The sequence below is a fragment of the Marivibrio sp. genome (genome assembly GCF_040218065.1).
Taxonomy (GTDB): Bacteria; Pseudomonadota; Alphaproteobacteria; order UBA8366; family Aestuariispiraceae; genus Marivibrio.
The window spans coordinates 349,725-363,176 of the sequence record NZ_JAVJQE010000015.1 but is presented as its reverse complement, the minus strand read 5'-3'; the positions used below and the strand labels follow the sequence as shown (position 1 = coordinate 363,176).

Sequence of the window (13,452 nt, the reverse complement as noted above, 5' to 3'; positions counted from 1 at the left end):
TGTAAAAGTCTTGTTCTTGTTTCTTGTTTTTGTCTTTTCGTCGCGTGCGTCGACGCCCGGCGATCTTCGCCGCCTGGGCCGTCGATCGGCGCATCCTAATGGGGTTTTCCGGCTTTGCGAAAGCGGAATATCGCGCTGCGAGCGCCGGCGAAACCGAAGCCGCGCGATCGGACCGCCGCCGTCTGACCGGGGCCTCCTCCATACGGTTGCGTACGGACTTTAAGCGGGTCATGATATTGCGTCAATACGCTAGCGTATGGAATTCTCGTGCCGAACACGCGCCCGCCCGAGACAGGCTCCGACCCGGGGTCCTCGGCCGCCCCCAAGCTGGGGCGGGACGATTGGATTCAGGCCGCCTACGACATGTTGGGCGAGGGCGGCTCCGCCGCGATCAATGTGGAGCGCCTGGCCAAACGCCTGGGGGTCACCAAGGGCAGCTTCTATTGGCACTTCAAGGACCGGGCCGACCTGTTGGACGCCTTGCGCGCGCGCTGGACCGAACAGCTGGTGATCGGCCGGGTGGAGGCCGCCGGCGGCGCGCCGGAGGAGAAGATCCGCAACCTTCTCAACATCGTCGTGCGCTCGACCCGCCAGCGCCGGGGCGGCTCATTGGAGCTCGCGATGCGCAGCTGGGCGCGCCGCGACGCCGAGACCGCCCGCGTCGTCGAGGCCGCCGATCAGGCCCGCATCGATTACACCGCGCGGCTGTTCCGCGAGCTCGGCTTCGGTTCGGAGGAGGCGGAGGCGCGGGCCTTCCTGCTCTACGCCTACATCTTCTGTCAGGGGGTCTTCACCTTCGCCGAGGAAAAGGCCTTGCAGGCGCGCATCCACCAGCTCTGCTGCCGGGTGATCGCCGACGACGCGGGCGCGCTGGCGGCGGAGTGAGCGGCCCGCGGCGGGCCGTCGCACGCCTTCCGGAAAAATCGGCCTGCGTCGTCGGCGGCCCGCTCAGGCTCCGCTCGTCCCGGCTCTTCGGCCGGGACGACGGGCGGTTGGACCGTTCTCGATAACGAGCGCGTCCCGGCGGAAGCGAAGGATGAGAAAACCGCGGCGTTCGGCGCGGCGCGCCGCTCACGGCGCGACGTAGTACTGCATCCCGAACCAGCGCCAGCGGCCGTCGGCCCCCGGCGCGGTGCAGTTGATCCGGGTGCGGCCCGGCGGGAAGGGTCGGGCGAAGCGCAGCTCGATGCGCGGACCAAGCCGCTCCATATCCTCCACCCGGCCGACGGCGGAATGATAGCAGGCGAGCGCGTTGGTCCACGCCCCCGTTTCGGCCAGCGTGAAGCCGAAGGCGGGCGGGTTCTTCGGCCCGTCTGTCCCGTCCGACCCGCCGGCCGCGCCGAGGAACGGGTCGTCCGGCGTCAGGTCGGTCACCGGCAGCGGCAGCGAATTCACCACCCGGCGGAAGCGGTCCATGCCGCCGAAGGCTTCGTTCACCGGAAACCGCGGCAGGTAGAACCGGTCGAGCGTCGGGCCGATCGCGCCCGAATGCTGACCGAAGGCGGCGTCGTAGCCGGCCTCGCGGGTCAGGCGCATGATCTCGGCGCTGGCCTCGCCGTAGGGATAGGCGAACAGCGTCGGGCGCACGCCCAGCTCCTCCTCCAGCCGGTCGGCGGAGCGGACCAGCTCGCGGCGGTTGCGCACCGCCGATTGGGTCGGCATGTGCGGATGGGTGACGGCCTGGCTGCCGATCTCGACCCCGGCGGCGGCCAGCTCGCGCAGCTGGTCCCAGCTCATATAGCCGTCGAGCGACCGGTCGACCGGGTCGGTCGCGACGAAAAGGGTGAAGGGCAGCCCTTTCTCCTGCAGCAGCGGGAAGGCGCGGGTGTAGACGGAGGTGTAAGCGTCGTCGACGCTGATCGCCACCGTGCGCTCCGGCAAGGCTTCCCCCGCCTGCAACGCAGCCGCCACCGTGCCCAGCGTCACCACATTGTAGGCGCCGGAGGCGAGCTCCTCCACATGCGCCTCGAATTGCTCCATACGGATGTTGGTGCTGGGATAATCGGTCTCCCCGAAGCGGTGATAGATCAGCGCCGTCGCGTTCGGCCCTCCGACGCCGGCGTTCTGTGCGAGCGCCGGCGTCGATGCGAGCGCCAACGCCGACGCCAGCGCGCAGGCGAGCGCCGCCGGCGCCGTGAGACGGGCGTGCGAAAGAGACCGAGACCGACCGTTTCTCATCATATCGCCGCGACTGTAGACTCCCTCGACCCGCCCGAACAATGCACAAAACGATCCGTCGGCCCCGAGCGCGGCGCGGATCGGGCGGCGCGGCGGCCTTGCCATCGCCGGGCCGGGCGGCCACTTTCAGACCGGCACGCTAGCCTCATCCCGCCGCAAGCCGAGAGGAGAGACGACGATGAGCGAGGCGATCGACGACGCCGCCTTGGACGCCCTGTTCCGCGAGGCGCGCACCCACAACGCCTGGATCGACCGCGAGACGCCGGACGAGTTGCTGCGCCGGGCCTATGATCTCGCCAAGATGGCGCCGACCAGCGCCAACTGCCAGCCGATGCGCGTGATCTTCGTGCGCAGCGAGGCGGAGAAGAAAAAGTTGGAGCCCTGCCTGATGGAGGGCAACCGCGAGAAGACGATGAAGGCGCCGGCCACCGCGATCATCGGCTATGACGTCGAGTTCTTCGAGGAGCTGCCGCGGCTCTTCCCGCATACCGACGCGCGCAGCTGGTTCGCGGGCAAGCCGAAGGCGGCCGAGACGAATGCGTTCCGCAACGGCTCGTTGCAGGGCGCGTACCTGCTGCTGGCCTGCCGCGCGGTCGGGCTGGATTGCGGGCCGATGTCGGGCTTCGACAACGCCAAGGTCGACGAGGCCTTCTTCAAAGGCACGACGATCAAATCCAATTTCCTGATGAATATCGGCTACGGCGACCCGAGCGTGCTGCATGACCGCAGCCCGCGGCCCGCCTTCGACGACTTCTGCAAGATCGTCTGACGCGACGAGAGAGCGAGGATCCGGCGCCATGCGCCTTTTGGCGTTCGATACGGCGATGGACGCCTGCACCGTCGCGCTGGCCGAAGAGGGCGCGGTGGTCGCCGCCCGTCAGGAGGCCATGCGCCGCGGCCAGGCCGAAGCGCTCGTCCCGATGATCGACGCGCTGATGGCGGAGGTCGGCTGGCGGCCGGCCGCGTTGGACGGGATCGGCGTTTCGATCGGACCGGGCGCCTTCACCGGCATCCGCATCGGAATCGCGGCGGCGCGCGGCTTGGGGTTGGCGCTCGACCGTCCCGTGGCCGGAATCGCCACGACCGCGGCGATCGCGGCCGCGCAGCCCCCCGCCCCGAGCCCGCTGTTGATCGCGCTGGAGACCAAGCGCGACGATCTCTACGTCGCGCTGACGGGCGCGGGCGTCGATCCCGCGCCGCGGGCGCTGCCGCCGGGCGCGGTGGCGGGCTGGCTGCTCGATCGGCTGGGACGTCGGCCCGAGGCGCTGCGCCTCGCCGGCGACGCCCAGACGCGCGCCGGCGCCGCGCTGGACGCCGCGGGCCTCGCCTGGATCCGCGGCGGCGGTCCGGATCTGCCGAGCCCGCAGGCCCTGGCGCGCTTGACGCAGGAGACGCTCGCCGATTGGGCGGCGCGCGGCGAACGGCCGCCGCCTCCCTCCCCGCTTTACCTGCGCCCGCCCGACGCGACCCCGCCGCGCCCGCCGGCGAGCGCGCTCTGACGGGGTCGACGCGCGATGACCGCAGCCGCACCCGCGCCGGCCGACCGCCTGACGCTGAGCGCCGTCGGGGTTGAGAGTTTCCATGTGATCGCCGCGCTCTACGCCGAGGCCTTCGACGAGCCGTGGTCGGAGCCCTCGGTGCGCGAGTTGATGAGCGCCCCGGGCGTCTGGGGGCTGGTCGCGGCCGAGCCCGTGAAAGCGGAAGACGCGGCGGGCGCTTCGGCGGCCCGCGAGACGGGCGGCGACCCGGTCGGCTTCGTCCTGGCCCGCGTCGTCGCGCGCGAGGCGGAGGTTCTGGCGATCGGCGTGCGGCCGTGCGCGCGGCGACGGGGCGTCGCTCGACGCCTGATGCGGGCCGCCCTGCGTCTGGCCGCGCCGCACGCCGACGCCTTCTTTCTTGAGGCGGGCCGCGACAATCCGGCGGCGACGGCGCTTTACTTATCGCTCGGCTTTAGAGAGGTCGGACTGCGGCGCGACTACTATCGAAGAGCCGACGGCGCACGAGTCGACGCGGCGATCATGCGGTGCGATCTTGGGTCGGAATACTCGGATTAAAAGGCGAGAGTGATCGCCGCGCCGTCCATCAAATCGCCGTGACTTTTTGATTTGTATTGAATTCTATTTCTTGCCCAACTATGGACGCGCCTGATAAGACTGATGCAAGAAACGACTCGGCTTTCGGCAATCAAACCGACTTCGATTGTAGAGAGTGCGGGTCATTCATAAGAACTGGTTCCGGCGCGCCGCGCGCCGGCTTAAATCCCTCTCTCGGCGTCGCGCGTCAATCCGCCGTCCGACGAGGGAGCCTCACTGTGAAGGAAGTGGATAGATCATGGCTGACGCCCCTGAGAACGAGATCTCCTCGACCGAAATCCTCGGCCTGACCTCGGAGATCGTCGCGGCGCACGTCTCCAACAACACGGTCGCGACCGCCGACCTGCCCCAGCTGATCGAGCAGGTCTACAAGACCCTCTCGCAGGTCGGCAAAGGCGGCGAGCCGGCGCCCGACAAGCCGACCCCGGCGGTGCCGATCAAGAAGTCGATCACGCCCGACTACATCATCTGCCTTGAGGACGGGAAGCGGTTGAAGATGCTGAAACGGCATCTGAAGACCGCCTACAACATGACGCCCGAGGAGTACAAGGAGCGCTGGGGACTGCCGGCCGACTATCCGATGGTGGCGCCGAACTACGCCAAGCAGCGCTCGAAGTTGGCGAAGCAGATCGGCCTCGGCACGCGCTCGCGCAAGAGCTGAGCGTCCCCACCGACGGGTCGCTCGCCGTGTTACGGAGGACGCGTCCGCGGCTGTTGGCTGCGGACGCGTCCGTCTTTATACTGCTTGTCGGCAAAGAAGAACGGATGCGGCGCGGCGCGCGGACGCGCGGTGCGGCGACGTCTGAAACGGCTTTGGGACCATCGGCCTCGCCGCCGGTCGGGCTCCGAAGCGGGGAGTTGGGATGAGCGACGACAAGCCCGCGCGCGATCCGGAGCGGATCGAGAAGCTTTGCCTCGACAAGGGGCTTAAGATGACCGGGCAGCGGCGCACCATCGCCCGGGTCCTGTCCGAGAGCGACGATCATCCGGACGTCGAGATGTTGCACGCCCGGGCCACCGCCATCGATCCCAAGATCTCGATCGCCACGGTCTACCGCACCGTGCGCCTGTTCGAGGATGAGAACATCCTGACGCGCCACGATTTCGGCGACGGCCGGGCGCGCTACGAAGAATCCCCCGAAGAGCATCACGACCACCTGATCGACATCGATTCGGGAGAGGTGATCGAATTCACCAACGAGGCGATCGAAAAGCTTCAGGAAGAGGTGGCGCGCGCGCTCGGCTTCCGGCTGGTCGATCATCGGCTTGAGCTTTACGGCGTGCGCCTCGACAAGAAGGAGCGCGGCTCCTCTTGAGCCCCCGCGTCCGTGCGCCCGGCGCGTCGCCCGCCGGCCGCGCGCCCGCGGCCCCGCTCTTGACAGGCGCCGTCGCAGGGGACAGGTGACTTCTACGCCCCACCGCGCCGCCCGATCCCCGGGCGCGCCGCAATCCACGAGGTCCCTTCCGCCGTGACCGAGCCCGCAGCAGACACCCCGGACCTCGACCCCGCGACGCAGCCGGGCAGAGACAAGCTCGATGGTTATCTGGCGCAGCTGACCGACGGGGCGCTCCATATCCGGCTGGCCGCTACGGCCGAAGATCTCGCCGCCTCCCAGCGGCTGCGCTATCAGGTGTTCTATGAGGAGATGACGGCGAAACCGACGCCGGAGATGGCCGAATCCAAGCGCGACTTCGACGCCTTCGACCCCGTCGCCGACCATCTTCTGGTCTGCGATCGGGAGCGCGGCGAAGGCGCGGCCGGGGTCGTCGGGACCTATCGGCTGTTCCGCCGCCGCCAAGCGCAGAAGTTCGGCCGCTTCTACACGGTCGACGAATACGACATCACGCCGCTGCTCGCCATCGATAAGGAGATCCTCGAGCTCGGCCGGTCCTGCGTCGCCGAAGACTATCGCACGCGCCATGTGATGGAGCTCCTGTGGCGCGGCATCGCGGCCTACGTATTCCATTACGACATTGCGGTGATGTTCGGCTGCGCCTCCATCCCGGGCGTGGACGTCGACAAGCTCGCGACGCCGCTCAGCTATCTCTATCATCATCACCTCGCCCCGGAGGAGCGCCGACCCGTCGCGGTGCCCGAGCGCTATGTCGCGATGGACCGCATCCCGGCCGAAGAGATCGACCGCAAGCGCGGCCTCGCCGCCCTGCCGCCGCTGATCAAGGGCTATCTGCGCCTGGGCGGTTATGTCGGCGACGGCGCGGTCGTCGACCCCCAGTTCGACACGACGGACGTCTGCATCATCGTCGAGACCGAGCGGGTCACCGACCGCTACTTCAAACATTACGCCCGCCGCGCCGGCGAGGGCTGAGCCAACCCGCGGGAGCCCCAGTCGATGAGCCCGATGGAGACCTCCGCCATGCGGCCGTCGAAAGGGCTCGCAATCCTGCGCGCCGCGGGAATCGCCGGCTGGACGGCCTGGACGATCCTGCGCCATTTGCCGACCATCCTTCGCGGTCGAGGCGTCGGACCCGACATCTCGATCCCCTGGCATCGGCGGGTGGCCGAGATCGTCGGGCTGGAGGTGCGCGTCCACGGCCGACCGATCACCGGACGCGCGGCCCTCTATGTCGCCAACCATTGCTCCTATCTCGACATCGTGGCGCTCTCGACGACGTTGCCGTGCTGCTTCGTCTCCAAGGCCGAGGTGTACTACTGGCCGGTCTTCGGCTGGCTGGCGCGCCAGCAGCGCACCGTCTTCATCGAACGCCGCGCGCGCCGCGCGGGCGAGCAGTTGGAGGCGTTGAAGGAGCGGCTGGAGGCCGGCGACCACATGGTCGTCTTCCCGGAAGCGACCAGCACGGACGGCCAGCGCGTGATCCCGTTCAAGAGCTCGCTCTTCGAAGCCGCGCGCGCCGGCAGCCACGAGCAGGACATGCACGCCGGCGACACGGTCGCGATCCAGCCCGTCACCATCGCCTACACCCGGCTCGACGGCATGCCGATGGGCCGCGCCTTCCGCCCCCTGGTCACCTGGTTCGGCGATATGGAAATGGGCGGACATCTTATGACCATGCTGGGCCTGGGACGCGTCGGCGTCGATTTGGTGTTCCACGAGCCGGTGCGCCTGAGCGACTTCCACAGCCGCAAGCAGTTGGCCGACCATTGCTGGCGCGCGGTTTCCGGCGGCCTGCGCGACGCGTTGTCCGGCCGGCTGACGCCGGAGTCGACCGGCGGATCGGAGCCCGAGAGGCTTGCGGGGCCGAGCGTCGGCGTCGACGCCCTGAACCGCCGGCCGCGGGACGCCGCGGCGGGCGCGAAAGACGAGTCCCGCGCTTGAACCCGTCACAAACCGAGTGCTAGCTTGACTCACGCCCTGGACTATGGTGACGGAGCGCCCCATTTGATGCGACCGACAGACGCTCGCGCGATCGACCGGCGGCCCCGCGGGAAAGCGGGGGCGCGAGATCGGCGGCGGTCGGCCGGAACGGCGGCGCGAGGCCTATTCCCATGACGGATCGACGGACGGACGGCGCGCCGCGCTCGCGCACGCTTTTCATCAAGACCTACGGCTGTCAGATGAACGTCTATGACAGCGAGCGCATGCGCGACGCGCTGGCGCCGCTCGGCTTCCGCGCGGTCGACGCGCCGGACGGCGCGGACATGGTCATCCTCAACACCTGCCACATCCGCGAGAAAGCGAGCGAGAAGGTCTTCTCCGAGTTGGGCCGCCTGCGCGCGCTCAAGGCGCAGAAGGAAGAGGCCGGCGGGCGGATGATCGTCGCGGTCGCCGGCTGCACCGCCCAGGCCGAAGGCGAGGAGATCCAGCGCCGCATGCCGATGGTCGACCTGGTCTTCGGTCCGCAGTCCTACCACCGCCTGCCCGAAATGCTGGCGCGCGCCGAGCGCGAGACCGGCGCCAAGCTGGTCGAGACCGACTTTCCGGTCGAGGACAAGTTCGACCATCTGCCCGAGGAGCGCCGCGTCGACGGCGTCGCCGCGTTCCTGACGGTGCAGGAGGGCTGCGACAAGTTCTGCACCTTCTGCGTGGTGCCCTACACCCGCGGGGCCGAAGCCTCCCGCCCGGCGGCCTCGGTGCTGGCCGAGGCGCGGCGCCTCGCCGCCCAGGGCGTGCGCGAGCTGACCTTGCTGGGCCAGAACGTCAACGCCTATCACGGGACCGGCCCGGACGGGCGCGAATGGGGCCTCGGGCGGCTCGCCCGCGCGATCGCGGAGATCGAGGGGATCGCGCGCATCCGCTACACCACCAGCCACCCGCGCGATCTGGACGAGGACCTGATCGCGGCCCATCGCGACGTCCCGCAGTTGATGCCGTATCTGCATCTGCCGGTGCAAAGCGGATCGGACCGGATCCTGGCCGCGATGAATCGCAAGCATACCGCCGACGACTACCGCCGGCTGGTGGAGAGGCTGCGCGCCGCGCGCCCGGACATCGCGCTCACCAGCGATTTCATCGTCGGCTTTCCCGGCGAGACGGATGCGGATTACGCCGAGACGCTGAAACTGGTGGACGAGATCGGCTACGCCGGCGCCTTCAGCTTCAAATATTCGCCGCGTCCCGGGACGCCGGCCGCGCTGGCCGAGACGCAGGTCCCCGAGCCGGTGATGGACGAACGGCTGGCCGGCCTGCAGCAGCTGATCGACGCGCAGCAGGAGGCCTTCAATCACCAGACGGTGGGCCGCACCCTGCCGGTCTTGGTCGAAAAGCCGGGGCGCAAGCCGGGCCAGATGGTCGGGCGCTCGCCCTATCTGCAGCCGGTCCATATCGACGGCGATCCGGATCTGGTCGGCCGGCTGATCGCGTGTCGGATCGACGCGCTGCGGCGCTACAGCCTGTTCGCGACGCCGCTGGACGCATCCCCCGAGGCCGGCGCGCCGGCCGAGCATAGAAGGAACGTCGCTTGAGCTCGACGCGGACCTCGTCCGGGACCGGGGGCGCCGCCGGCGCGCCGCTTTTCCTCCAGTTCGACGACAATCGGCTTTTGCCGGAGCTGTTCGGCGAGCATGACAAGCATCTCGTGCGGATCGAGCAGTCGACCGGCGTCTCGCTGATAAACCGCGGGAACCGGCTGGCGATCGAGGGGCCGGAGGATTCGGCCGACATCGCCAAGGAGGCGATCTCGCGCCTGTACCAGCGCCTCAAGGGCGGCCAGTCGATCGACCCGGCCGACGTCGACGCGGCCGTGCGCATGGCGACCCAACCCGCCAATCTGTTCGGCGAGCAGGAGCCGATCATCCGCACCCGGCGCAAACAGATCAGCGCGCGCACCCCGACGCAGAGCCGCTACATCGAGGCGATCCGCAATAACGATCTGGTCTTCGGCCTGGGTCCGGCGGGCACCGGAAAGACATATCTCGCGGTCTGCATTGCGGTGGCGATGTATCTCAACAATCAGGTGGAGCGGATCGTGCTCACCCGCCCGGCGGTCGAGGCGGGGGAGCGTTTGGGCTTTTTGCCCGGCGACGTGAAGGAGAAGGTCGATCCCTATCTGCGGCCGATCTACGACGCGCTCTACGACACGCTGCCGGCCGATCAGGTGGCCCGCAAGATCGACAGCGGCGAGATCGAGATCGCGCCGCTGGCCTTCATGCGCGGACGCACGCTGAAGAACGCCTTCGTGCTGCTGGACGAGGGGCAGAACACCTCCATGATGCAGATGAAGATGTTCCTGACGCGCCTCGGCGAAAACAGCCGGATGATCATCACCGGCGATTTGAGTCAGGTCGACCTGCCGCCAGGTCAGAAATCCGGCCTGCGCGACGCGGTCGAGACGCTGCAGGGCGTGCGCGGGGTTGATTTCGTGCGCTTCGACGACAAGGACGTCGTCCGGCATCCGCTGGTCGCGCGCATCGTCAAGGCCTATGACGCGCGCCGCCCGCCGCGCGACCCGCTGGACGAGAGCGAGGAGGGGGCGTGAGATGACGCCTGCGCCTGCGCCCGCGCCCGACGCGGCGGCGCCGATCGCGCCGCTCGAGGCGGACGTGCTGCCGGAGTCCGACGGCTGGCCCGATTGGGCCGTCGCGGTCGTCAAGGCGGCGGCGGCGGCGGCGTACGCCGACGCGGCGCTCGCCGATCCGCCGCCGCCGGCGCAGGTGGCGGTGCTCTTGGCCGACGATGCGGCGCTGCGCCGGCTCAATCGCGAGTACCGCGGACAGGACGCGCCCACCAACGTGCTGAGCTTCCCCAACGACGACGAGCCGCCCGACGGCGAACCGCTGTTCCTGGGCGATATGGCGCTGGCGTGGGAAACGCTGGCCCGCGAGGCGGCGGCGATGGGAAAAAGCGACCGCGACCACGCGACTCACCTTGTCGTACACGGTATGCTGCACTTAATGGGGATGGACCATGAGGACGACGACGAGGCCGCCGAGATGGAGGCCCTGGAGATCGAGATCCTCGCCCGACGTTTCGGGATCGAAAACCCCTATGAGGAGGAGACGGCTTAACGCCGATGGCTGATACGTCCACGACCGGCACGACCGGACAATCCAACGGGTCCGGCGCCGCATCCGGCGGAGCGGAACCCAGTTCTCGCAAGCCGGGCGCGATGCGCAGCTTCCTGCGCGCGCTGCTCGGCCGAAACGGGGACTCAAACTTGCGCGACAGCTTCGAGGAACTCCTCGAAGAACACGACGATCGGGCGACCCCGATCGATCCGGACGAGCGCGCGCTGATCCACAATATCCTGAACGTCGGCGAGATGACCGCCTACGACGTGATGGTGCCGCGCGCGGACATCGTGTCGGTCGGCGCGGACGCGACGCTGGACGAAGTCATCCGCTTGATGAGCCGCCAGCCGCATTCGCGCTATCCCGTGCATCGGGAAAGCCTCGACGACGTCGTCGGCATGGTCCACATCAAAGACGTGCTGGGGGCGACGGTCGATCCGGATCCGGAGGCCTTCGACCTGCGCCACGTCATGCGCAAGGTTCTGTTCGTCGCTCCGTCTATGCGGGTGCTGGATCTGCTGCTGCAGATGCGCATGGATCGACTGCACATGGCGCTCGTCGTCGACGAATACGGCGGCATCGACGGGTTGGTGACGATCGAGGATCTGGTCGAAGAGATCGTCGGCGAGATCGAAGACGAGCACGACGTCGACGCCGGCCCGCGGATCGAGCGCAAGCCGGACGGATCCTACATCGCCGACGCGCGGATGCCGATCGAGGAGGTCGAGGAGAAATTCGGCCCCATCCTCTCCGACGAGGAGCGCGACGAGGATATCGACACGCTGGGCGGCCTCGTCTTCACGCTGGTCGGGCGGGTGCCGGTGCGCGGCGAGCTGGTGGCGCACGACGACTCCGGGGCCGAATTCGAGGTGCTGGAGGCCGATCCGCGTCGGATCAAACGACTGCGCCTGCGCAACATGCCGCCCGCGCGCGGCGAGATCGCCTGACGACGGCCGGATCATGAGCCGCTTTCCCGGCGTCGCGCTGGGCCGCTTCGACGCCCGCGTTCAGGCGTTGGGACCCTGGTCCTCGCGGCTCGCGCTATTTTCGGCCGGCGCCGCGGCCACGTTGGCCTTGCCGCCCGTCGGGGCCTGGCCGGTTCTCTATCCCTGCTTTTGGGTCCTGCTGCGGCTCGCGGATCGGGCGGCCGATCCGGCGCGCGGTTCGCGACGGGCCGCCTTCGGCGTCGGCTGGTGGTTCGCCTTCGGCTATCTTTCGGTCGGCTGGTATTGGATCGCCAACGCGCTGTTGGTCTATTCCGATCGGCTGTGGTGGATGACGCCCTTCGCGGCGCTCGGCCTGCCGGCGGCGATGGCGGTCTACTACGGGCTGGCGACGCTGGCGGTGCGGCCCCTGGCCTCCGGCCTGGCGCGCGCGCTGGGGCTGGCCGCAGCCTTTGTCGCGGCGGACTGGCTGCGCGGCCATCTGCTGACGGGCTTTCCCTGGAACGTCTGGGGTTACGCGTACGCCGACAGCGCCTGGCTGTCCCAAGGGGCCGCGCTGTTCGGGGTCTACGGGCTGGGGTTGCTGGCGCTCGTTTCGGCGACGCTGGCGGGCGCGTCGGCGACGCCGCGCGCGACCGGCCGGGCGCGCGCCGCGGCGCTGGTCGGCGCGGCGGCGATCCCGCTGGCGCTCGGAAGTTTCGGCGCGGCGCGTCTGTCGACGGCGCCGGACCCGCTGATCGCCGCCGCGGACGGGCCTGGTCTGCGCATCGTCCAAGCCGGCGTGCCGCAACGCGAGAAGTGGCCGCGCCGTTTCGCTGAGCGGAACTTCAACGCCCATCTGGACCTCAGCCTGAAGGGGCGGCCGGACTGGGTTTCGAGCGTGGTCTGGCCGGAGACGGCGGCGGCCTTCTTCCTCGCCGACGCCCCGCCGGCGCGCCAGGCGATCGCCGCCGTCCTGCCGCCGGGGGGAGTGCTGCTGACCGGCGCGCCGCGCCGCGGCGACGATCCGCCGGGCTTGCGCAACAGCCTGCTGGCGCTCGACGGCTCCGGCGCCGTGATCGCGCACTATGACAAGGCGCATCTGGTGCCGTTCGGGGAGTATGTGCCGTTCGCCGAGTGGCTGCCGATCGAGAAGATCGCCGAGGGGGGCTCGGGCTACGTTCCCGGACCCGGCCCGCGTACGTTGACCCTTCCCGGATTGCCGCCGGTGTCGCCGCTGATCTGCTACGAGGTGATCTTTCCCGGCGCGGTAACGCCCGAGGCGACGCGCCCCGCCTGGATTTTGAACCTGACGAACGACGCCTGGTACGGCGAGACCGCCGGCCCCTATCAGCATCTCCAGCACACCCGCATGCGCGCGATCGAACGGGGGCTGCCGCTGGTGCGCGCGGCGAACACCGGAATCTCGGCCGGTTTCGACGGCTACGGGCGAGAGCTGGGGCGACTCGGGTTAAACCAGGCCGGCGCGTTGGACCTGCGCCTCCCGCCGGCCTTGGAGACCCCGACGCCCTTCGTGCGTTGGGGGGCGGGCGCGCTGGCGATCGGGCTTGCGATCGTCGGACTGGCCGCCCTCCTCGCCGACCGTCGCGCCCGCCGGCGCGCGCAACCTTAAGGGCTTTTTTGACGCGACTTTTGCGATGAGGTTGCACGCCTTCATTTCTCGCTATGCGCGTTTTCCCGCTTAGCGGGCCTCGGGCTGAGGCGCGTCCCGCCGGCGCGCAAGAGCGCGCCCGACGCTCTGTAACTCGACCTTTCCTGTTGCTTTTTCGGCGCCTTTCGGGCGCTGCGGGCGCGCTTCAGCCATAAGCGC

General features: G+C 69.2%; 14 protein-coding genes. 13 read left to right on the top strand and 1 reads right to left on the bottom strand.

Annotated elements, in window-relative coordinates; all coding sequences use genetic code 11:
- Positions 1–267 precede the first annotated feature (267 nt).
- Positions 268–885, top strand: a complete 618-nt coding sequence (locus tag RIB45_RS17545) for a TetR/AcrR family transcriptional regulator (RefSeq protein WP_350051861.1) — start codon at positions 268–270, stop codon at positions 883–885.
- Between the two features lie 186 nt (positions 886–1,071).
- Here RIB45_RS17545 and RIB45_RS17540 read toward each other — a convergent pair whose 3' ends face one another.
- Positions 1,072–2,097, bottom strand: a complete 1,026-nt coding sequence (locus tag RIB45_RS17540) for a polysaccharide deacetylase family protein (RefSeq protein ID WP_350051860.1) — start codon at positions 2,095–2,097, stop codon at positions 1,072–1,074.
- A 259-nt stretch (positions 2,098–2,356) separates the two neighbouring features.
- On the opposite strand from RIB45_RS17540, the gene RIB45_RS17535 reads away from it, so the two are divergent.
- The 12 genes from RIB45_RS17535 to lnt all read left to right on the top strand — a co-directional run bounded on the left by RIB45_RS17535 (position 2,357) and on the right by lnt (position 13,254).
- Complete coding sequence (locus RIB45_RS17535; protein WP_350051858.1) at positions 2,357–2,947, top strand: malonic semialdehyde reductase; 591 nt, start codon at positions 2,357–2,359, stop codon at positions 2,945–2,947.
- A 28-nt stretch (positions 2,948–2,975) separates the two neighbouring features.
- A complete protein-coding gene (gene tsaB / locus RIB45_RS17530; RefSeq protein ID WP_350051857.1) occupies positions 2,976–3,677 on the top strand; it encodes a tRNA (adenosine(37)-N6)-threonylcarbamoyltransferase complex dimerization subunit type 1 TsaB in 702 nt (233 codons plus the stop codon).
- Between the two features lie 15 nt (positions 3,678–3,692).
- The gene (locus RIB45_RS17525; RefSeq protein WP_350051856.1) at positions 3,693–4,232 is read left to right on the top strand and encodes a GNAT family N-acetyltransferase; all 540 of its coding nucleotides are present in this window, start codon (positions 3,693–3,695) and stop codon (positions 4,230–4,232) included.
- Between the two features lie 277 nt (positions 4,233–4,509).
- Positions 4,510–4,932, top strand: a complete 423-nt coding sequence (locus RIB45_RS17520) for a Ros/MucR family transcriptional regulator (RefSeq protein ID WP_350051855.1) — start codon at positions 4,510–4,512, stop codon at positions 4,930–4,932.
- Positions 4,933–5,134: 202 nt separating this feature from the next.
- Positions 5,135–5,587, top strand: coding sequence for a Fur family transcriptional regulator (locus RIB45_RS17515; protein WP_350051854.1), 453 nt, complete (start codon positions 5,135–5,137; stop codon positions 5,585–5,587).
- 153 nt (positions 5,588–5,740) lie between these two features.
- Positions 5,741–6,598, top strand: coding sequence for a GNAT family N-acetyltransferase (locus RIB45_RS17510; protein WP_502882581.1), 858 nt, complete (start codon positions 5,741–5,743; stop codon positions 6,596–6,598).
- A gap of 24 nt (positions 6,599–6,622) precedes the next feature.
- Complete coding sequence (locus RIB45_RS17505; RefSeq protein ID WP_350051853.1) at positions 6,623–7,567, top strand: lysophospholipid acyltransferase family protein; 945 nt, start codon at positions 6,623–6,625, stop codon at positions 7,565–7,567.
- A gap of 170 nt (positions 7,568–7,737) precedes the next feature.
- Positions 7,738–9,153, top strand: coding sequence for a tRNA (N6-isopentenyl adenosine(37)-C2)-methylthiotransferase MiaB (miaB, locus tag RIB45_RS17500; protein WP_350051852.1), 1,416 nt, complete (start codon positions 7,738–7,740; stop codon positions 9,151–9,153).
- A complete protein-coding gene (locus tag RIB45_RS17495; RefSeq protein ID WP_350051850.1) occupies positions 9,150–10,166 on the top strand; it encodes a PhoH family protein in 1,017 nt (338 codons plus the stop codon). The genes miaB and RIB45_RS17495 overlap by 4 nt, the downstream gene beginning before the upstream one ends.
- A gap of 1 nt (position 10,167) precedes the next feature.
- Complete coding sequence (gene ybeY / locus RIB45_RS17490) at positions 10,168–10,695, top strand: rRNA maturation RNase YbeY (protein ID WP_350051849.1); 528 nt, start codon at positions 10,168–10,170, stop codon at positions 10,693–10,695.
- Between the two features lie 5 nt (positions 10,696–10,700).
- Positions 10,701–11,645 carry a hemolysin family protein gene (locus tag RIB45_RS17485; protein WP_350051848.1) on the top strand — a complete coding sequence of 315 codons (945 nt, stop codon included), beginning with the start codon at positions 10,701–10,703 and terminating at the stop codon, positions 11,643–11,645.
- Between the two features lie 13 nt (positions 11,646–11,658).
- Entirely contained in the window at positions 11,659–13,254 is a 1,596-nt protein-coding gene (lnt, locus tag RIB45_RS17480) for an apolipoprotein N-acyltransferase (protein WP_350051847.1), read from the top strand.
- The last annotated feature ends 198 nt before the right edge of the window (positions 13,255–13,452 follow it).

Coding starts and splice junctions, on each gene's coding strand:
- miaB (WP_350051852.1), top strand. CDS start 7,738: ATGACGGATCGACGGACGGACGGCGCGCCGCGCTCGCGCACGCTTTTC.
- RIB45_RS17515 (WP_350051854.1), top strand. CDS start 5,135: ATGAGCGACGACAAGCCCGCGCGCGATCCGGAGCGGATCGAGAAGCTT.
- RIB45_RS17505 (WP_350051853.1), top strand. CDS start 6,623: ATGAGCCCGATGGAGACCTCCGCCATGCGGCCGTCGAAAGGGCTCGCA.
- tsaB (WP_350051857.1), top strand. CDS start 2,976: ATGCGCCTTTTGGCGTTCGATACGGCGATGGACGCCTGCACCGTCGCG.
- RIB45_RS17520 (WP_350051855.1), top strand. CDS start 4,510: ATGGCTGACGCCCCTGAGAACGAGATCTCCTCGACCGAAATCCTCGGC.
- RIB45_RS17525 (WP_350051856.1), top strand. CDS start 3,693: ATGACCGCAGCCGCACCCGCGCCGGCCGACCGCCTGACGCTGAGCGCC.
- RIB45_RS17485 (WP_350051848.1), top strand. CDS start 10,701: ATGGCTGATACGTCCACGACCGGCACGACCGGACAATCCAACGGGTCC.
- RIB45_RS17535 (WP_350051858.1), top strand. CDS start 2,357: ATGAGCGAGGCGATCGACGACGCCGCCTTGGACGCCCTGTTCCGCGAG.
- ybeY (WP_350051849.1), top strand. CDS start 10,168: ATGACGCCTGCGCCTGCGCCCGCGCCCGACGCGGCGGCGCCGATCGCG.
- lnt (WP_350051847.1), top strand. CDS start 11,659: ATGAGCCGCTTTCCCGGCGTCGCGCTGGGCCGCTTCGACGCCCGCGTT.